We start from the raw sequence: 19678 nt of genomic DNA on the forward strand, positions 1-19678 counted from the left end.
CCCGACTTGAAGAAACGACAGGGTATGATCCGCGTCGACAACGGCTTGACGCAAGTGCATCAGCTGTGGCCGGCTAGGATCATGCTCGACCTGAAATGGTCAGGACTGAAGAGGGAGCGTCACCGTGGCTGACGGCGTCAGGAAAGACGAGGAGTTCTCGGGCACCAAGCCGGTCGAGGAGCGGCATCGTTTCGACGAGCTGCGCCTGGAGGCGTGGATGCGCGAGAACGTCGAAGGTTTCGAAGGCCCGCTGGTCGTCCTGCAGTTCAAGGGCGGCCAGTCCAACCCGACCTATCGCCTCAACACGCCGAAGCGTTCCTACGTGATGCGCAGAAAACCGTTCGGCAAGCTGCTGCCGTCGGCGCATGCGGTCGATCGCGAATATCGCGTCATTGCAGCCCTTGGAAAGCAGGGTTTTCCGGTCGCGCGCGCCTACGCGCTGTGCCAAGACGACAGCGTCATCGGCGCGGCCTTCTACATCATGTCGATGGAGGAGGGCCGCGTATTCTGGGATCCGACGCTGCCGAGCCAGGATCCTGACGCGCGCCGAAAAATCTTCACCAGCAAGATCGAGACGCTGGCGAAGCTCCACATGTTCGACCCTGTCGCGATCGGCCTCGGCGACTTCGGCAAGCCCGGCAACTATTTCGCGCGCCAGATCGACCGCTGGACCAAGCAGTACCGGGCGTCTGAGACCCAGCACATTCCGGAGTTCGAGAAGGTCGCCGAATGGCTGCCCAAGACCGTGCCGGAGCAGGCGCGCGTCTCTATCGTCCATGGCGACTACCGTCTCGACAACATGATTTTCCACGCAACGGAACCGCGCGTGCAGGCCGTGCTGGATTGGGAGCTGTCGACGCTCGGCGATCCCATGGCCGACTTCACCTACCTGCTCATGCAGTGGATCATGCCGGGCCTGCAGGGCGTCGACCTCAAGGCGCTCAACATCCCGAGCCTGGAAGAGGCGGCGCAGATCTACTGCAACGTCACGCAGATGAGCGTCCCGGATCTCAACTGGTATTTCTCCTACAATCTGTTCCGCCTTGCGGGCATCACGCAGGGTATCGCCGGCCGCATCCGCGACGGCACCGCCGCGAATGCAAAAGCGCTCGAATCCGCCAAGCGCACCGTGCCGCTGTCGCAGGCCTCATGGCACTACGCGCAGAAGGCGGGCGCGGTTTAGGAATGACGAAGGCGCGGCCGGTGGCCGCGCCTTTTGCTTTTGATGTGCGCCGCTGTTTCCGCACACTCAGTGTCGTAGCCCGGATGAGCGAAGCGATATCCGGGACAGATGATCCCGCATGTCGCTTCGCTCATGCGGGCTACGCCAGCTCTCGTAGGGTGGGCAAAGGCGCGTAGCGCTGTGCCCACCATCTCTCCGCGATCACGGAGAAAATGGTGGGCACGCCTCCGCCTTCGCTCTTCGAGCTACGGCGGACAAGTCGCTTTGCCCACCCTACGGAGCTGGAACTCGGGTCTGGGAATCGCCACGTTTGACATCCCTCACCGTGATCTTATCTCCGCGAAGCACGGAGAATGATCATGATCCAGCAACTGCGCATCTATGAGATTTTCGAGAAGAACAAGGCCGCATTCCACGCCCGCTTTCGCGATCACGCCGCACGCATCATGCGAACCAGATATGGCTTCCAGATCATGGCGATGTGGGAAACGAAGTTCGGCGACAGGACCGAATTTGCTTATCTCCTGGAGTGGCCGGACGAGGCGGCCAAGACGTCGGCATGGGCGGCTTTCATGGCGGATACCGAGTGGAGCGAGATCAAGCGCGTGACCCATGCGGAGCACGGGTTGATGGTCGGTCAGATCGAGGATCGCCTGCTTGCGCCGGTCGACTATTCGCCGTCGCTCAGCCTCCCGCATTAATGCGTCTCCGGAGCCCGTCACATGATCGATCACGCCACCCTCATCACCTACATCCTCATCGTGCTCGGCTTCGTCTTCATTCCCGGCCCGGCGACCCTGCTCACCATGGCGCGAGCGGTCGGTTCGGGAACGAAGGTCGGCATCGCGACGGGCGCGGGGATTGCGGCCGGTGACTTGATCCACACCTCGATGGCGATCGTAGGTCTCTCGGCGATCATCGCGACATCCGCGCTGCTGTTCAGCATCGTCAAATATGCCGGCGCGGCGTTCCTGATCTATCTCGGCATTCGCGCCATGCTCGACAAGGCGCCGATCGAGCTGAACGGCGGCGCCCCCGCGATCAGCGCGGGCCGTGCCTTCCGCCAGGCCGTGCTGACTGAAGTGCTCAATCCCAAGACCGCGCTGTTCTTCCTGGCGTTCCTGCCGCAATTCGTGAAGCCGGAGCACGGGGCGATCACACTTCAGCTTGCCATTCTCGGTGTCGTCTTCGTGCTGCTGGGCCTTGTCAGCACCGTCGTGTTCGCCGTCGGCGCCGGCCGTCTCGGCAATCTCCTGCGCCGCCATCCGGCGGTAGTGAAGTGGCAGGGCAAGGTGGTCGGCACCATCTACTGTGCCGTCGGTGTCAGGCTGGCCTTGCAGGAAAGATGAGGCGGCTCGCGCCAGCTCTCGTAGGGTGGGCAAGAGCGCGTAGCGCTGTGCCCACCATCTCTCCGCGATCACAGCGACAATGGTGGGCACGCTTCGCTTTGCCCACCCTACGGCACCGACGTCACCCCTTCGCACAATGCGCGATCAGTCTCTCCACGAACCCGGCGCACTTCTCCAGCTCGGCCATCTCCACGAACTCGTCCGGCGTATGCGCCTGCGCGATTGCGCCGGGGCCGATCACCACGGAGGGGATGTCGGCGATGCTGGCGAACAGGCTCGCCTCGGTGCCGAAGGCGACCTTGGCGTGATCGTTGCGCCCGGCAAGGCTCTTGGCGAGGGTGACGATGGCGGCGTCGGCGGCGGTGTCGAGCGCGGGATAGTCGAGGATTTCCTCGAAATCGATACCGCAGTCCGGATGCCTCGCCTTCATCGCCGGCTCGAGCTCGGCCTTGGCCCAGGCGACGATCGCATCCGTGACCTCCCTGGACTCGGTGATGCCGATGCCGCGGCATTCGAAATCCACCGTGCAGGTATCAGGCACGATATTCAGCGCGGCGCCGCCATGCACGATGCTAGTGAGCAGCGTCGAGTGCGGGACGTCGTAGAGGCTGTCCGTCGATCGCGCGGCCGCGAGTTGCACAGCGCGGCGGCGGATCTCGACGATCAGCTCGGCCGCATATTCGATCGCGTTGACGCCGTCGGGCGCGATCGAGGAATGGCGCGCGAGCCCGCGAAAGGTTGCGCGCACGCCGTGCTTGCCCTTGTGGCCGATGATGACCTGCATCTGGGTCGGCTCGCCGATGAAGGCACCGAGCGGTCTGACCTTCTTCTTCGCGACCTCGCGCAGCATCGGCCGCACGCCGACGCAGCCGATCTCCTCGTCATAGGAGATTGCCAGATGGACGGGCGTGTTGAGCTTCGTCTCCAGCATCTCCGGCACCATGGCGAGGCACACCGCGACAAAGCCCTTCATGTCGGTGGTGCCGCGGCCGTAGAGCTTGCCGTCACGCTCCACCAGCTTGAACGGATCATGGCTCCAGTCCTGGCCGACGACGGGAACGACGTCCGTGTGGCCCGACAGCACGAAGCCCGGACGGTCCTGTGGCCCGATCGTGACCCAGAGCGAAGCCTTCTGCCCGGTGTCGTTGGTGATGCGCTCGCCCTTGACGCCGAGCGAAGCGAGGTAGCTCTCGATATGGGCGATCAGGGGCAGGTTGGTGCGGTCGCTGATGGTGTCGAAGCCGACGAGGTCGGCGAGGAGGTGGCGGATGCGGTCGGGTCTTGAGCTTGGGAAGATCGGGTTGGGCATTGTCATTTCTTGTCGTGAGAACGGAAGCAGAAGCGCTTGCACGAACCATACCAACGTAATGCCGGGGCGGGCAAATCGACACAGTGCCGTAGCCCGGGTGAGCGAAGCGATACCCGGGGCCGCTCGTGCCGAGAACCCCGGATATCGCTTCGCTCATCCGGCCTACGAGGCCTTGTGTTGTTCGACGGGCAAAACACCCAAAATGGCGGTCAATCCACATCGCCAAAAATATTCCACTTTACCGAAATTCGGAAACGGCGTATGCCTCGCCGCAACCCGGCCCAAGGAAGAGGGGCGTATCGCGATCGTCACGAACGCGGGCCGGGCGGCGGTGGACGCTGATCGCATCGGCGCGAAGGGCTTCGCAGGGCAGGCGACTGTGAGCGGAGACCTCGTGCCAACGACAAATGCGGTTCGCGTACGGCAAAATCGTGTGGTCCTGGCGCCCGGGGTCTGTGCGTCAAGTCTTGCGGTGATGTGGCGGCCCGACCGGGCACGCGCATCAGCCATCTGCAAGGCGACGGGGGCAATAGTGCATCGCTCCCCGGGGAGATCACGACATAAGCCGTAAAACCACTGCGCAGGGAAGGCCGGATGTTTGGCTTCACCTGTATGCCGCTGTGCAAATTCTTGTTGCCACCTTTCGCACAGTGGACCGTGGGTGCCCGGCCGGCACCCGGTCTTCCCTGCGCCCTCTTTCAATTGAGGGTGAGACGACCAGGCAAAGCTCGGGCGGAAGATGCCGCGAGGACGCGAAGTCATGTCAGTCATTCGACAACAGTCTCGTGCCCCGGACGCTGCGCAGCGCGAAGCGGTGCGCTGCAGAGCCGGGGCCCAGGCACCAGCGAACTGTGCGGCCTGCTGGGTCCCGGCTCTGCGCAGCAAGGCTTGCGCGTTGCAGCGCGTCCGGGACACGAGAGGGCTAAACCGGCTTGCCCGTATACGGCATCGACGCCGTCAAACCGCCATCCACCGGGAACGCCTGGCCGTTGACATACGACGCCTCGTCGCTTGCCAGGAACAGTCCCATCGCCGCGAGTTCGTGCGGCTGGCCGGGGCGCTTGAGCGGGTTGAGCTGGCCGATCTTGTCTTGGGTGCCGCGCTCCTTGGCGCGGTCGAAGATCGGCTTGGTCATGCCTGTTTCGATCAGGCCGGGGCAGACCGCGTTGATACGCACGCCGGTACCGGTGAGCGAATAGGCCGTGGTCTGCACCAGCGAGATCACGCCGGCCTTGCTCGCGGCATAGGGATGTCCGCTCGCGCCGGCCTTGAGGCCTGCGACCGAGGCGGTCAGCACGATCGCGCCCGACTGCTGCTTCACCATGTGCGGCATCGCATACTTCACCGCGAGGAACGGCCCGATCAGATTGACGCGTAAAATCTCCTGCCAGTGTTCGACGGTCTGTTCGGCGAGCGGAACAAGGCCGCCGGAGACGCCGGCATTGGCCCAGATCACGTCGAGCCGGCCATGCGTCTTCACCGCCTTGTCGATGACGGCGATGACGTCCTTCTCCGAGCCCGCGTCCGCCACCATCGCTTCCGCGACACCACCGGCCTTCTTGATCTCGTCGACGGTCTCTTTCACCGCCTCGGTGCGATCGACCGCGATCAGTTTTGCACCTTCCCTGGTGAACAGCAGCGCAGCCGCACGGCCGATGCCGCTGCCGGCGCCGGTGATGATGACGGATTTGCCTTGCAGACGGCCCATGCGTTTCTCCCTTTGGTGCCTCGCGCGACGCTTGCCGCGCGACGGAATTTCAAACAAGATTTCAAACGGTAAAGTGTCTTGAGACACGTTGCCTACTCACGTACAGCGACATCAGACGGGATGGAAGGGTTTCGATGGCAGCCGAAGACAAGCCCAATGTGGTCACGACACGATGGTGGTGGGTCCGTCACGCGCCGGTACGCAATGACGGCGGCAACATCTACGGGCAGAGCGATATCGCCTGCGACACCAGCGACACCTACGTTTTCAATGCTGTTGCCAAGGTGCTGCCACGCAAGGCGGTCTGGTATTCGAGCAATCTGATGCGCACGCATCAGACGGCGGAAGCGATCTGGGAAGCCGGCTTCCCGCGGCCTGCCTCGATGAAGTGGGAAGCGGACCTTGCCGAACAAAATCTCGGCCGCTGGCAGGGCATGAACCGGGCTCAGTTCATTGCCAGCCGCCCCGTCGGCACAAGCTGGTTCGCGGACATCAACGAGCCCGCGCCCGGCGGCGAGAGTTTCATGGATCTCTACAACCGCACCCGCCGCACCATCGAGCGCATCAACGTGGAGGCGGCCGGGCAGGACATCATCGCGGTCGCGCATGGCGGCACCATCAAGGCGGCGCTCGGCCTTGCGCTGGATGGCCAACCGGAGCGGGGACTGTCGTTCGATATCGACAACGTGTCGGTGACGCGGCTCGACTATTTCGCAAGCGCGGAGCGGACCGTCTGGCGGCTGCCGATGGTCAATCAGCAGCCGTGGATCGCGGATGACGCGCACGCGGCGATGCATCAGCTGGCGGGGCCGGAAGTCAAGAAGCTCGCCTGAAGCTGATGTCCGCTCGCGCGAGCGGCATAAGCTCCGGGCCAATCAAATCGTACTCAGGGAGAGAAACATGACCTTGTTCGACATGAAGGGGAAAGTCGCCGTCATCACGGGATCGACGCGCGGCATCGGGCTCGCGATCGCCGAGCGCATGGCCGAGCACGGCGCCAAGGTCGTGATCTCATCGCGCAAGGCCGATGTCTGCGAGCAGGTCGCGAAGGGCATCAACGACAAGTTCGGCAAGGGCACCGCCGCCGCGGTCGCCGCCAACATCTCATCAAAAGAGAATCTGCAAAACCTCGTCGACGAGAGCAACCGCGCCTTCGGCAAGATCGACGTGCTGGTCTGCAACGCCGCGTCGAATCCGTATTACGGGCCGCTCGCCGGCATCTCCGACGATCAGTTCCGCAAGATTCTCGACAACAACATCGTCGCCAACAACTGGCTGATCTCGATGGTGGTGCCGCAGATGATCGAGCGCAAGGACGGCTCGGTCATTATCGTCTCCTCGATCGGCGGCCTGAAGGGCTCGACCATCCTCGGCGCCTACGCGATCTCGAAAGCCGCCGACATGCAGCTCGCGCGCAACCTCGCTTGCGAATACGGCAAGCACAACATCCGCGTGAACTGCATCGCGCCAGGTCTGATCAAGACCGACTTTGCGAAAGCGCTGTGGGACAACCCGGAGAATTTGAAAGCCTCGACCTCGCGCTCGCCGCTGCTGCGCATCGGCATCCCCGACGAGATCGCCGGCGCCGCGGTGTTCCTGGGCTCGAAGGCCGGCGACTTCATGACCGGCCAGACCATGGTGATCGACGGCGGCGCGACGATTAGTTGAGGATCTCGTGTCCCGGACGCGGCGCAGCGCGAAGTGCTGCTCCGCAGAGCCGGGACCCAGAAAGCCAAGAGCGAGATCGCGGAGTCATGGGCCCCGGCTCTGCGCAGCAACGCCAAGGGCGTTGCAGCGCGTCCGGGGCACGAGACTAATCCACCGCCGCGTAAACCAGATCCCGCACCAGGGTCCGCGTGTAGTCGCGCTGGCCCGGGCCCTGGGTCATGAACACCGCGAACAGGTCTTCCTTCGGATCGATCCAGAAGAATGTTCCTGCAATGCCGCTCCAGAAATACTGGCCGACGCTGCCGGGGAAGGGCGCGATGCCGGCCTGCGTGCGCACCGCAAAGCCCAGGCCAAAGCCGTGGCCGGGCGACAGCAGCGTGCCGTTGGTGGGAACGCCGGGTCCGAGATGATCGGACGCCATCAGCTCCAGCGTCTTGCGGCCGATGATCCTGTTGCCGTCGAGCGTGCCGCCGTTGCGCAGCATCAGCGCGAAGCGGGCGTAGTCCATGGTGGTCGAGACCAGGCCTCCGCCGCCGGATTCCATCACCGGCTGCTCGAGCATGTTGAAGAGGGCGACCTTGTCGCCGGTCCAGGGATCGGCCGCGAACGGCTCGGCGAGCCTGTTGGCATTGGCCCCGGAGGTCGCAAAGCCGGTCTCGGCCATCTGCAGCGGCGCAAGCACGCGTTCGGAGAGGAATGTGCCAAGTGACTTGCCGCTGACGACCTCGATGATGCGGCCGAGGATGTCGGTGGAGCGGCTGTAGTTGAACTCGTCGCCGGGATGGCAAACCAGCGGGAAGCTCGCCACCAGCGCCGCGTGCTCGGCATTCGTGATCTTGCGGCTGCGGACGCGGGACTCCTGGTAGAGCTTGTGCACGGGACCGTCGCCCTGGTGCTCGTAGGTGAGGCCAGAGGTGTGGCGGAGCAGGTCCTGCACCGTCATCGGCCGCTTCGGCGGAACCAGCTCCAGCTTGCCGCCGCTGACGACGCCGACCTTCTGGTCGGCGAATTCCGGAATGAACTTGGCCACGGGGTCGCCCAGCAAGAGGTGGCCGTCCTCGACCAGCGCCATGGCCGCAACCGAGACGATCGGCTTGGTCATCGAGAAGATCCGGAAGATCGAATCGCGCGCCATCGGGGCCGCACCCGCCGGGCTCTGCTTGCCGAGCGCCTCGAACCAGCCGACCTGGCCGCCCCTCGCCACCAGCACGGTGACGCCGGGGACGGTGCCCTTGTCGATCTCGCGCTTGAAGGCGTCCGACATGGCCTGCAGGCGGGGGCGGGACAGCCCCAGCGTCTCGGGCCTGGCTTCCGGCAAAGGCGCCGTCTGGGCTGCGGAGGCGGGATTAGGGGCGGCTTGGGCGTGCATAGGGGCTCCCGGGTTGTTCTTGTCGTTCGGGACGGACTGTCGCCCAGAAGTCGCAGTGTGAACAAGCGCCCCGTGTGCGCTTCTCCCTTGCAATCCGGTCGTCCCCTGTGCTTGAAAGCGGCCCTGAGCCGCGGCGACGCAGGTTCGTAGGAGTGTAGCTCAATTGGTAGAGCACCGGTCTCCAAAACCGGGGGTCGCAGGTTCGAGCCCTGCCACTCCTGCCAGATAAATCAATCACTTAAGTCAAATTCTGGCGGGACGGGGATAAGTATGCCCGGCGGCCAGTATTGCCCGCCAGCATCGGCTTTGCCCGTGGATCAGCGTGCGGAGGTCCGGCCGGCTTCGACGGGAATCTGGCTGAGATCGACGTCCCGGATGGGAACGCGGCGGAGCAGCGAGAAGATCGTCCCGCCGAGCTCGAAATAGGTGCGCAGCCGCAGCGCACGGGAAGAGCCTTTCAGCTCCGCGTTCAGGCTGACCGGCACCTGCACATGGGTGAGACCGAGCTGGAGCAGCGAGATCAACGCACAGATCTGATAGCCATAGCCGTCGGCCTTAACCGCGATCCGGCGCAGCCACTTCACGGGGTAGACGATCATGCTGTGGTAGTCGGACAGCCAGAAGCCGAACAGGCAGTTCAGGATGAAGCGCAGCGAGTGCGACTGGATCGAGCGGTTGACGGAACGGTCCGATTGATTGTCGCGGTAGGTGATCACCATGTTGGCGGCGCCCACTGCCTTGAACATCCTCTCAATGCCCTCGTTCTGGAAGGCATGATCGCCGGGGATCAGGGTAATGGCATCGAACTTCGCGCGCGCCAGGGCGTACTCGAAGCCGGCGCCGACGCCCCGCCGCTCGGCGTTATGATGAACTGTGATCCGTGGCTCCCCGGCCGCGAACTCGTCCATGATCGCGCCGGTGGCGTCGGTGCTGCCGTCGTCGATCAGGAAAATCTCGAAATCGTCGAGCAGTTCGCGCGCAAGCGGCAGCACGCCGTCGATGGTATCGGCGATCTTGTCCTGCTCGTTCAGCGCAGGAATGACGATCGTAAGCCGTTTTGCCGCCCTGGAAGGTGTCATTGTATACCGCCGTTGCCGGCCACTCAGTTACTGTTGGAACCCCACCCACAACTCTAGGTGATCAGGATGCGGCCAACAATATCGGTCCCGTCAGTCAGGTCAACGCAACTGCGTTGCATTCGGGCAACTACTCCCCAAAATCGTAGAGTCCGGTATCACCGATGCCGAAGGCACGCCGCAGCCGCCCGATCCGGCCTGCCATGATCTGCCCTGCCGCCGTTGCGGCAAATCGCGAATCGACCTGCTCGACCAGACCGCCGTCAACCAAGATCCCTGTGCGTCCCCGGAACAGAGCTGGAACTTGCCGTTCGACGACGTCCGACAGCGGAGCCGTCCCTTCGGGCCGCTCGGCAAGACCCAGCAGGATGTCCAGCGAGACCGATTTGTAGACTGCGCCGAAAGCGAAAACGTAACCCATGACGCCAAAGCCGAAAATCGATGCGGCGTCCCAATAGCGGAATTGCGGAACGATCAAGACGCCGAGCAGCACGCCAAGAAGATGCGAAACGAGCGCGGCAATCGCGAGCACGATCACCGGCGCGAGCGACCATGCCCGCGCGCGAGCGACGAACTGCAGGACAGGCGCCAGCACGGCAAAGACGACGGCAGCAATGAAACCGACAGCGAATGACATCGTGGCGTTATCCGAGCCCCGTTGAGAAACGAACAAGCTTGACGAGATGCACCACGGCAAGCCCCTTGGCCGTCGGCGCCAATTTGCCGTCGGCCATCATCACCATCCCCGAACCGATCAGCAGCTTCAATCGATTGTGTGCGAACGTGCCGAGATCTCCGCCCTGCATGTAGGCAGCAGCCCATTGCTCCAAGGTGAGGGGAGATCCGGCCCTGGCGAGCGCCGTGAGCAGCGTCAGGGTAAAGCCCCAGGCCAGCAGGCTGAACAGGACGTAGCAAAGCATCATCGCCGTCGCGAGGAGGAAGAGGCCGCTGACCACGTCGTCGAGATGCCTTGGACCCGGAAGCGCGATGCAGGCGATCACAAAGAGCACGATCACGCTGAGGCAGCCGAGCCGAAAACGGCGGCCAGCTCCGCGAATGGCAGTGATACGTGCATAGCACAGCAACAGCAGCGGAAGCGCGACACTGAGACAAATCGCAGTGGTCTGCGCTGGGCCCGGTAGGAAGTTCATCGCGGAAAATCGCCTTGGACGCTGCCCGGCCTGTGCGGTGTCTATAGGAGGTCGGATTTTGGGGGTCAATGACCAATCGATATCCGATGATCCGGCTCTTGCGGCGCTCAGATAGGCATGCGAATTCTTGCTGCCGATGCCATCCCTCTTCCCTCTCGGCACATCCGGAATGCTGCGCGCGACAGTCGTTCTGCTGGCACTGCTGCTGGTAGCGCATGCGCCGATGCTGCTGAACGACGGCCTCTTCATGGACGACTGGCTGGTGCTCAAGCCGCGTCCGGACTACATGATCGACATCGACTTCCTTCTGTCCGGTGCCGGCCACCCGGTTTTCTACAGCTACGATACCATCGCCAACTGGACCGGCGCGCCGGTCGTCGTGATGGTGGCGCTGGCCTTTGCCGGAATTCTCCTCGGCGCGACGTGTCTGATGCTGACCGCAACGCGGCTCGATCTGCTCGATCGCGCCGAGGCGGTCGGCTTCGCGCTGATCGTCTGGACCTATCCCGGCTATCAGCTCTGGGCGGGGAAGGCGAATGCGGTCTACGTGTTCAGCTTCGGGCTCGTGTTCGTCGGCGCGTGGCTCTTGACGCTCGCCTTCAGTGCTCGTGGCCTGCGACGCGTTCTTCTTCGCATCGCCGTCGCGCTGGTATTCCTTCTGAGCTTCGCGCTCAACTCGACGATCGTACTCTATACCTTCGTGGTGCTCGGTCTCTTCGTCGCGATATGGCGGGGCGGGAACGCGGCACACGGCTTCGTTCTCCGCACATGGCTCGCAGCCTGGCGATGCGCCCTGGGCTATCCGGAACTGATAGTGCTTCCTCTGGTCTATTGGGGCACGCTCAATATCTGGTTCAAGCGGATCGGCGTGTACGCGCAGCACTATGGCGCCCATTTCCCGACGCTCGGCGAGTTGGCGGACGGCTGGAAGGCGTTTTTCATCACGAGCTATTGGGACGTCGTGGTCGGCGCGCTCAAGATGATGATCGAGGCACCGGTGCCGCTCGTCGTGGCCGCACTCCTCGTCGGCGCCGCCTTGTTGTTGTTGTTGCGGTCCGAGGCGAGACCGACCACCGCGAAATATGCGGTTGCCGCGCCGCTCTTGCTCGCCGTCGTGCTGTTTCTGGCCTTGTCGTTTCCCTACCTGGTCGCCGGCTTGCGGCCCTCCAGCATGCACTTCTATGAGAGCCGTCATCTGCTGATGTTCGGCCTGCCATCGGCGCTGATCGTTCTCGGTCTCAAGCGGTGGGTCGAGCACGCGATCGGTCCGAAGGCAGCCTTCGCAGTCGTGCTCGGATTTGGATCGGTGCTATCGATCGGCCTGCTATGGAACACATACATCTTCATGCAGGCGAGAACCCTCAGGCAGGAGGCCCTTGCGACTGATCTTGCGAACCGGGCACAGCCGGCAGCAACGGTCTTTGCGGTCGATGATGGCTTTGTCGACTACCCGTCCCAGCATGTGCCGTTCGGCTTGGCTGAGGTTACCGGCATGCTCCGCCTTGCCTGGGGCGATCAACCCTTCTTCGGATTTGCGTTGCGGGCAGAGCGTCCGACCATCCTTGAGGAAATGGAAATGGCGCGGACGGCGCCCGGAAGCGCGTTCCGTCATTTCGATCCGTCGGGGCCGCAGGCGACGATCTCGTTCCAGCCGGGTCCCGGCGCGGCGCCGAACCAGGCTCTGGTGCGCAAGTACTACGCATGCCGCCTGCTGTCGCGCTGCGACGTTTCACAGTTTCTGCGTCAACTGGCCGAGGTGACGATAAAGCTGGGTCCGATCGCGGGGATAGTGCCGCTCGATCGCCCGAAAGCGGATGCGATGCCTAGCCGCTGAGCTGCCGCTTCCAGATCGCCTCGGCAAGCGCAATGTCGGTCATCGAATCTGCGCCGGACGCAAGCGGCGTCCGGCGTTCGACGATGTCGGCGACGAATGCATTGGCTTGACGCCGAAACGCCCAGCTGGGCTCGCCCGTCAAGCGCGTGATTTGTCCGTGCTGGTCGAGGATGACCTCCGCCTCCTGCTCGGCAAAAGGCGGGGGCAGTTCAATGGTCACCGCGCCCCGCTCGAAATCGATCGTCAGCCCCTCGCGCCAGGTACCTTCGGACCCGTTCGCAAGCTGCAGCGCGCAGGCAATACCTCCGAAGTCGAGCGTCACCGTTGCGGCGCCGGAGGTCTCGACGATGCTTTCGGCGACTGTCGGCGATGATCCGAGCAGGTAGCGCGCGAGGTTGATGATATGGCTGAACACGTTCAGAAAGTTGTCGTAACCGGGCCGGAACGCGCCCGGCATCCAGTCGGGACCATCCTGCCAGAGCTCGAGCCCGTCCGGCCGGGTTTCACCGGTCATGACGAAGTTGTCGTGCGATCGGCCGGTTTCGCCGCCGAAGCACCAGCCTCTTGCCCCGACGATGCGTCCGAGCGAGCCGTCTGCGCGCAAGCGCGCCAGGTCGGCCAGCGCGCGCGCTACGCCGGCGTCGTGCCGCTTCATGTAGCCGATGCTGTAGACGAGGTGTTGTCGCCGCGCAGCTTCGACTAGCGATGCGGCCTGAGCCGTCGTGTAGGCCATCGGCTTCTCCGACAGCACGTGCCGGCCACTGTTCAACGCGTCCAGCACGATCGGGCCGGTGGCGCGACGCTTCGTCACGACGACGACGGCGGACACCTCGCTATCCGCGAGCAGCTCGCGATGCGTGCCGTAGACCCGTGAGATGCCGAATTTCTGCGCGGCGGCGGCCGCCAGATCGGGCCGGAGATCGGCGATCGCGACGACGCGGCAGGCGGGATTGGCAACGAAATTGGCGAGGTGGCACATCTGGCCGACCATGCCTGTTCCAATGATGCCAATGCCTGGCCTCACGGGTTACGATCCCTCGAGGCGCTTCCGGACGACGAGGAAATGCGCCGGCTGACCCCATGTGTTGATGAACGCTGGGTCTGATTGGGTGAGGGAGGTGATCGCGGACGCATCGCGCCGCCCGATCGCGCTGAAGATGCGATGGAAGCTGTCGAGCGTTGCCGTGATGGCTTCGATGTCGGAAGCATCGTCGGCGAGAATGTCCGTCGCCAGGATCGTCTCGCGCAGCGAAGCGAGGCTCGCGATCACGCGCGGCAGGCTGTCGCCGAAGGGCTCGTCGATCATTCTGTCGACATCGAGCACCAGCGCTTCAATTGAAGCCGAGATCGCGCTCACCGCGTCGGCCTGGCCGACCAGATAAAGCTTTCGTCCGCCGAGGAAGCTGAGGCGGCTGCGGTCGAGATGGCGCGTCGCGCGACGCAGCTTCTCGTCCCCCGACAGGACCTTCTTGTGCCAGTAGACGTCCAGGCTGTCCCGATAAGCGGGCCATGCCGAATGGATGTCGAATCCCTGCTCATGCGCCGCCGTACAAAGGGCGGCCGAATCGAGGAAGTACCGGTGTCGGACGAACGGATTTTCGAGCACGTCCATCAGCCAGGATTCGAAGCTGCGGGTGTGCCGAATGCTGTTCCACTTCGCCTCGAACAGCGACTTCGCCGTCTCCAGCGCCGGGCGGCCCGTCAGAGCCTTGCCAGCGGCATGGATCGCCTTGAGCGCGAGCTCGAAGAAGCCGCCATAGCGTTCGTAGTAGGAAACGACGGCGTAACCGTCCGGATTGAGCAGCCGGTGGAAAATGCCGAGCCATTTTTCGCTCGGCTGCACCGTGTAAATGAAACCCTCGGCGTCGATGATGTCGTAGCGGCGCTCGCTGCGAAATCCTTCGACATCGGCCAATGCGAGTTCGCGCAGACGATCGGTCAGGCCGAAATGCGCGAAATAGGCCTCGATTTTCGGATGCGCATGCCGGTTCGGTTCGGCGAGCGTCATGTTCGCGCCCCAGCCGGCAAACACGAGGGCGTTCTCACCGGAATCAGGACCGAACTCGAGCACCTCGGCATCGCGGAACAGCCGCGGAGGCAGCACCAGCTTGTCTGAAAACAGTTCGCGCCGCTGGCCGGCATAGGCGGCGAGTTCGGTCGAGGATTTGAAATTGCCGAACGTCGGCAGGATGTCCTGACGTTCGTAGTAGTTGAAGAGCTTGTCGTCAGCCATGCCGCGACCCTGCGGCCGCTTCGAGGCGATCGAGCTCGCTCCAGATATCGGAGGGCGCGAAGATAGAGACGATGTGTAGCGGGCGCTTCACGTTCTCGCGCAGCCGGCTGCTGACCTTGGCCTCGTTCTCCTCGTTCACGGCAAGAAGACAGACGAGCGCGTTCGACTTGCCGGCAAGGTCCTCCGGCGAGCGGATCGGGATCCCGGTACCCGGCAGGAACAGCCCCTGGCGCTCCTTCTGGTCGTCGACCGAGAGGTCGATGAGATCCGCGAGTTCGTGCGCATTGGTAAAGGTGCAGGCGCGGCAGCCGGCGCCGTAGATGGCGATCTCGGCGCCACTGGCGCGGGCCTTGGCGAGAATCGGTCGCAGGCGGGCGCCATACTCCCGCGCGCGCTGGCCGAATTTCTCGCCGACGCCGGCCGGCGCGGGCGGCACCGTCACTGGGCCTGCGGCACGGCGGGCGGCAATCGCGAGACTGCCGCCGCTGAAATTGTACTTCTTCACGGACACCGCCTCGAAGCCGTGGCGCGCGAGCAGTGCGACCAGCGTCGGCTCGGTGAAGTAGCTGACGTGCTCCTCCCAGAGCACCGAGAGATCGCCTGCCGTCGAGCCGGGCGCGAAATCAGGCACGTCGATGAAGAGCAGCCCGTCCTCCTTCAGCGCGATCTTCACGCAGGCGAAGAAGTTCTCGAAATCGACGATGTGTTCGAGCACTTGGCGCGATATCACGAGGTCGAACTTGCCGGACTGAGCGACTGCGTCGTGGGCCATCTCCGGGCTCAGCATGTCGGCATAGACCTTGATGCCGCGCTCGCGGGCGATCTTGCCCGACACCGGATTGGGCTCGACGCCGACCATGACCTTGGTGCCGCGCTCGCGGAGCTTGTCCATGAACAGGCCATCGTTGCAGCCGATCTCGAACACGGATTGATGCTTCGAGAATTTCGCGATGGTGTCGAGCTCGTCGACCTGGTGCGGTTCAGGCTTCCAGCTGCTGAAATTGTAGTTGAACTGCCGATACAGGATGTCGGGATCGATCGGCTTGACGATCTGGGGCAGGCCGCACTCGCCGCAGGCGAACACCTCGAACGGGTACCGTTCGTCCTGCTCGTTCCGGCTGTGTCGAAGCCGATGCGCAATCGGCATCAATCCAAGGTCGATGACCGGTCGCAGGTCGGTCGAATGGCAGAGGCGGCAATGGTCGGTCACGGGTCTAGCTCTTTGCAGGAAAAGCAAGGGAACATCGGTGTCCCCGGGGCGGCGCCCGGAGCTGCTAAAAGCCTATATAGCGCGACAGGCCATGCTACAATTCCTAAGTTGCCCTGACTGAGCTTTTCACAGGCGGAAGCTTTTCTGAAGCTTGTACTTGCGGCCTTCCGAGCCGGCACCGCATCTTTGATCATTCGCATGTGAAGAGCTTATCGAGGGCGTTGACGTCCGCGCGCTTGCCGCTAGGAGGCGAGCGGTGCTTCACCACCTCAAACGGCTCGACACCGTACGCCTCCCGGTAGATATCCTTTGATCGGGTCCGCAACGCGGAAATGCCGGTCTCGGCCTCTGGGTCCAATGCTTGACTGCCGTTCTTCCAGGTCAGCATCCAATAATTCGGTGTCTCGCTACGGACGGTAAACCGCCTCCCCAGTTCGGCGGGTTGGAACAGATCGGAAAACCCGTTGAGCCAGAAATCGCAATTCTGCTTCTGGACATAGAACAGATTTACGCCGAGTGACCGGAGCGTCGCTTCCGCGGTATCGGCAGTTCCCAATGCGATTTTCGCGAAGTCGCGCGCAACGTCGCTCTGATAGGTGTGTACGATCTTGCCTCGTGTGAGCAGGAGCGAAAAATAGCATGGCACCATCGCGCGATAGCCGTTGAGGGCGAGGACGCGATCGGAGCCCGTCGCTTGCTGCAATTCATCGCAGCGTTGCCAGTTCAGGCTGACGCGGGGCATCCGATCAAGCGGACGCCCCTGTACAAAGGCCATGGCCTTGTCGTTCCTGAAGCTCTGCCACGGATACGAAACGGTCATCCAGGCGCAGGCGGTCAGGAGTGCAAGGAGTGCTACATCGGGAGCGTAGCGTCCGGCGAACCAGCTAGGTCTGAATTGCCGGACGAGAACCAGTCCCCAGCAGCCGATTCCGGCAGCCGCAAGCGGAAATAGCGCGTTCACATGAATGGATAATCTGATCAGGCTCGGGATATTCAAAGTCATGTCCAAAAGCCGGACGCTGGCAACGTAGGCGATAACGACGAAAAGCGCCGCAATATTGGGCCATGCCCGCGACTTTGAGACGTCGGAGCGATCGGGAAACAGCTTCGAGTCCGCGAAAGCGACAACACAAATCGCCGCCGTGACAAGGATTGTGACCAGGAGTACAGACTTGGCCTGATTGAGGAAGGCGAGTACCCCCGCCTTGCTGAGGAAATCGCTGACCTCCAGCGACTGCGCCAGTACGAAATAATCAAGAATATCTAGGCTGCCGAATTGCGAAAAACGTTCTACCGATGCGACTCTCCGGAAGAGCGAGTACGGATTTGTCGCCGGGATTCCGAGATAGAAATAATTAACAGAGAAGGCCAGGATGCATCCCGCGATCGCGCCCAGCCCGAGGAGCAAACTCGTGATGAGGCCGGGCCGATCCCGTTGAAGTGCCTTGGTGAGCACTCCCAATCCTGAGATCAGGAAGACGAACGCGGCGTATAGCGGATAGGAAGAGGCAGCGGCAAAGGCGCAAATGCCGGCGGCAAGCCTGTCCCGGCTACGGGAGGACCGAATGACGACCAGCAGAAAATAGACAAAAAAGGCCGCTGTTTGAAGATGGTACTTGCCAAATTCCATGATGTAGAGGCCGGGCTTGACGCTCGGCATCGTTCGCGGCCACGCAAGTCCGAGGATCGCCAAGCCGAGTGCAATCGGTATCGCCGCGTCTTCCCACCGGCGACCGAGCGCTTGCAATGGCAGAACGATGCGGGCGAGCTCAAAAATGACTGCGCCGATTCCAACGAAATAAAGAAATGAAATGATCTGCGCGACGTGAGGAGGTAGGAACGTCGCAAGCATCAAATGCAGGCCGTTTCCGTGGCCGATTTCGAAGTCGGAGAAGATGGGATTGTCAGCCGCGAGCCAGATGCTGTGATTTCTCGCAACCTCCGCAAGATAGGGCGTATAGAGCTGCTGAACGTCGGTCGAAATGACGTCGGGTATGACGGCGCGATCGACGAACACCGTTGCGAGCAGCCAAAGACCTAGCAGCGATGTTGCTACCAGCGGCAACGTCACCGCGAATTTTTGCGGCTTCCTGAAGCTGTGGCTATCCCACAGGAGGACTGCGATCGCAGACCCGAGAACGATTTGCGGGTACAGGATGGAAAGGGCGCCGAGCCCGAAGCCGACCAATATGAGTGTAGCCGCGCCGACGAAGAATTCATCGACCCGCTGGGTAGGCTCGTGCTTGATCAGGGAGAATGTCAGGCGCCCAGTCGCCATCACAAACCAGCCGAGATATGGCGTCAGGATGACCCAGGCGACGACGTAAAATCGCGTTGTCCAGCCGCCGTCGAATAGCAAGGTGCGGTATGTGCCGGGGCGGTTCAGAAGCCAGATGGAAAGAGCGGCCGGCGTACAAATGACGATACGCCACGACAACGCCTGAATGAGGGCGCGCAAATTCGCTTGGGCTACTACCATTGCTTGACTTGTCCGTTGTCATATAGCCGAAAAGAACGTCGATCGACCGGGCGGTCCAGCGTCGATCGATTGTCAAATAAGGTATGGGCAGGATGTTCATTCGCGCCATTGCTAGATCGGTGCGGCGTCGGGCCGTTCGGCAGTGGCCCGCAGCTTGTCGGTGCTGAAATTGGCGCGCTCCGGTGCGAGGAGCCATACCAGGCCGCCCAGTAGCCCAACGATCAGGCCGCCAAGTCCGAGCAATACCGATATCGCAAGGGCCTTGTCGGGCGCGATTCCCGCGAGGCTGAGCGCGGCGACCATCGCGCCCTCACGCACGCCCCATCCTCCAATCGAGATCGGGACTGCTGACGAGAGAATCACGAGAGGGACAAGAACGAATGCGTCGAGTGCAGAGAGAGGCGCCTCCAGTCCGATCGCAAGGACATAACAGGCTGCGACCGTCATCAGATGGATGACGATGGCGGACGCGATCAGCATTCCGCGCACTTCGCTAGCCAGCAACGGCGCCCTGATCAAGGTCACGAACTGTATGATCCTGGCCGGCAGGACTGCGATCAGACGGGGCGGCCACCAGTTCAACGTAACCAGGGTGATCACACCGGAACATGCAAACGCGAGCACGGTCATGATGGCAAAAAGCAGCGAGCTGTCGCTGATGCGCGGCAGAAGGAACGGCATTCCTGCCAGGATGACGACGACGAGAGCCAGCAACGCGAGGAAGCGATCGGCGACGATGCTACTGATCGTCTGCGACCACTGCTTCCCATGCCGCCGCAGCATCCAGATGCGGACGGCGTCACCGCCTGCGGGCAGCACCTGGTTGAAAAATGTACTAATGATGAGGATGCGCCAGCCTGCGAACCAACCCAGGGAAACGTCCATGGCGCGGAGAATTAGAATCCAGCGGTGACAGAGAACGAAGGTCTGCGCGAACAGCAGCGACACCGCAAGCGCCAGCATGTCGAGTTTGGCGGCGAGAAGATCCACTTTCAACGACCCCAGATCCTGGCCGCGCATGATCAGCACGAGTATCCCGATCGAGACAACGAACTTGACTAGGGTCACCACCGCTTTCGTACCGGGCAGCTTCATCGGCTAGTTTGTCC

At 62.7% G+C, this 19678-nt stretch carries 17 protein-coding genes and 1 tRNA gene; 7 read left to right on the forward strand and 11 right to left on the reverse strand.

Going from position 1 to position 19678, the window contains the following annotated elements:
- Positions 1–124: 124 nt before the first annotated feature.
- The 3 genes from JQ635_RS14310 to JQ635_RS14320 all read left to right on the forward strand — a co-directional run bounded on the left by JQ635_RS14310 (position 125) and on the right by JQ635_RS14320 (position 2532).
- Positions 125–1183, forward strand: coding sequence for a phosphotransferase family protein (locus tag JQ635_RS14310; RefSeq protein ID WP_211410515.1), 1059 nt, complete (start codon positions 125–127; stop codon positions 1181–1183).
- Positions 1184–1542: 359 nt separating this feature from the next.
- Positions 1543–1884, forward strand: coding sequence for an NIPSNAP family protein (locus JQ635_RS14315; RefSeq protein ID WP_211410516.1), 342 nt, complete (start codon positions 1543–1545; stop codon positions 1882–1884).
- A 21-nt stretch (positions 1885–1905) separates the two neighbouring features.
- Positions 1906–2532: a LysE family translocator gene (locus tag JQ635_RS14320; RefSeq protein WP_211410517.1), complete on the forward strand. Its 627-nt coding sequence runs from the start codon at positions 1906–1908 to the stop codon at positions 2530–2532.
- Positions 2533–2653: 121 nt separating this feature from the next.
- Here JQ635_RS14320 and argE read toward each other — a convergent pair whose 3' ends face one another.
- Both argE and JQ635_RS14330 read right to left on the reverse strand, forming a co-directional pair.
- On the reverse strand, positions 2654–3841 hold the full coding sequence (gene argE, locus JQ635_RS14325; RefSeq protein WP_211410518.1) for an acetylornithine deacetylase: 1188 nt from the start codon (positions 3839–3841) through the stop codon (positions 2654–2656).
- 922 nt (positions 3842–4763) lie between these two features.
- Positions 4764–5549 carry an SDR family NAD(P)-dependent oxidoreductase gene (locus JQ635_RS14330; RefSeq protein WP_211410519.1) on the reverse strand — a complete coding sequence of 262 codons (786 nt, stop codon included), beginning with the start codon at positions 5547–5549 and terminating at the stop codon, positions 4764–4766.
- Between the two features lie 134 nt (positions 5550–5683).
- On the opposite strand from JQ635_RS14330, the gene JQ635_RS14335 reads away from it, so the two are divergent.
- Entirely contained in the window at positions 5684–6382 is a 699-nt protein-coding gene (locus JQ635_RS14335) for a histidine phosphatase family protein (RefSeq protein WP_211410520.1), read from the forward strand.
- Positions 6383–6449: 67 nt separating this feature from the next.
- Positions 6450–7217, forward strand: a complete 768-nt coding sequence (locus tag JQ635_RS14340; RefSeq protein WP_211410521.1) for an SDR family NAD(P)-dependent oxidoreductase — start codon at positions 6450–6452, stop codon at positions 7215–7217.
- A 145-nt stretch (positions 7218–7362) separates the two neighbouring features.
- Here JQ635_RS14340 and JQ635_RS14345 read toward each other — a convergent pair whose 3' ends face one another.
- A complete protein-coding gene (locus tag JQ635_RS14345) occupies positions 7363–8586 on the reverse strand; it encodes a serine hydrolase domain-containing protein (RefSeq protein WP_211410522.1) in 1224 nt (407 codons plus the stop codon).
- A 148-nt stretch (positions 8587–8734) separates the two neighbouring features.
- On the opposite strand from JQ635_RS14345, the gene JQ635_RS14350 reads away from it, so the two are divergent.
- Positions 8735–8810 (forward strand) — tRNA-Trp (locus JQ635_RS14350).
- 93 nt (positions 8811–8903) lie between these two features.
- Here JQ635_RS14350 and JQ635_RS14355 read toward each other — a convergent pair.
- From JQ635_RS14355 to JQ635_RS14365, 3 genes are all read right to left on the reverse strand, one after another.
- Positions 8904–9665: a glycosyltransferase family 2 protein gene (locus JQ635_RS14355; protein ID WP_211410523.1), complete on the reverse strand. Its 762-nt coding sequence runs from the start codon at positions 9663–9665 to the stop codon at positions 8904–8906.
- Positions 9666–9792: 127 nt separating this feature from the next.
- Positions 9793–10299, reverse strand: a complete 507-nt coding sequence (locus JQ635_RS14360; protein WP_211410524.1) for a hypothetical protein — start codon at positions 10297–10299, stop codon at positions 9793–9795.
- A gap of 7 nt (positions 10300–10306) precedes the next feature.
- Entirely contained in the window at positions 10307–10882 is a 576-nt protein-coding gene (locus JQ635_RS14365) for a hypothetical protein (RefSeq protein WP_246583540.1), read from the reverse strand.
- A 100-nt stretch (positions 10883–10982) separates the two neighbouring features.
- Between JQ635_RS14365 and JQ635_RS14370 the strand changes: the two genes are divergently transcribed.
- On the forward strand, positions 10983–12647 hold the full coding sequence (locus JQ635_RS14370) for a hypothetical protein (RefSeq protein ID WP_211410525.1): 1665 nt from the start codon (positions 10983–10985) through the stop codon (positions 12645–12647).
- Here the strand turns inward: JQ635_RS14370 and JQ635_RS14375 are convergent.
- From JQ635_RS14375 to JQ635_RS14395, 5 genes are all read right to left on the reverse strand, one after another.
- On the reverse strand, positions 12637–13671 hold the full coding sequence (locus JQ635_RS14375; RefSeq protein ID WP_211410526.1) for a Gfo/Idh/MocA family protein: 1035 nt from the start codon (positions 13669–13671) through the stop codon (positions 12637–12639). The two genes, JQ635_RS14370 and JQ635_RS14375, sit on opposite strands and share 11 nt — an antisense overlap.
- Before the next feature lie 3 nt (positions 13672–13674).
- Positions 13675–14880 (reverse strand): class I SAM-dependent methyltransferase, encoded by a 1206-nt coding sequence (locus JQ635_RS14380; protein WP_211410527.1) that lies wholly within the window; start codon positions 14878–14880, stop codon positions 13675–13677.
- Complete coding sequence (locus JQ635_RS14385; RefSeq protein ID WP_211410528.1) at positions 14873–16090, reverse strand: class I SAM-dependent methyltransferase; 1218 nt, start codon at positions 16088–16090, stop codon at positions 14873–14875. Before JQ635_RS14385 ends, JQ635_RS14380 begins: the two co-directional genes overlap by 8 nt.
- A 190-nt stretch (positions 16091–16280) precedes the next feature.
- On the reverse strand, positions 16281–18569 hold the full coding sequence (locus JQ635_RS14390) for a hypothetical protein (RefSeq protein WP_211410529.1): 2289 nt from the start codon (positions 18567–18569) through the stop codon (positions 16281–16283).
- Positions 18570–18680: 111 nt separating this feature from the next.
- Positions 18681–19664, reverse strand: a complete 984-nt coding sequence (locus tag JQ635_RS14395) for a lysylphosphatidylglycerol synthase transmembrane domain-containing protein (RefSeq protein WP_211410530.1) — start codon at positions 19662–19664, stop codon at positions 18681–18683.
- Positions 19665–19678: the final 14 nt, after the last annotated feature.

It is taken from the genome of Bradyrhizobium iriomotense (assembly GCF_018130765.1).
Classification (GTDB): Bacteria; Pseudomonadota; Alphaproteobacteria; order Rhizobiales; family Xanthobacteraceae; genus Bradyrhizobium; species Bradyrhizobium iriomotense_A.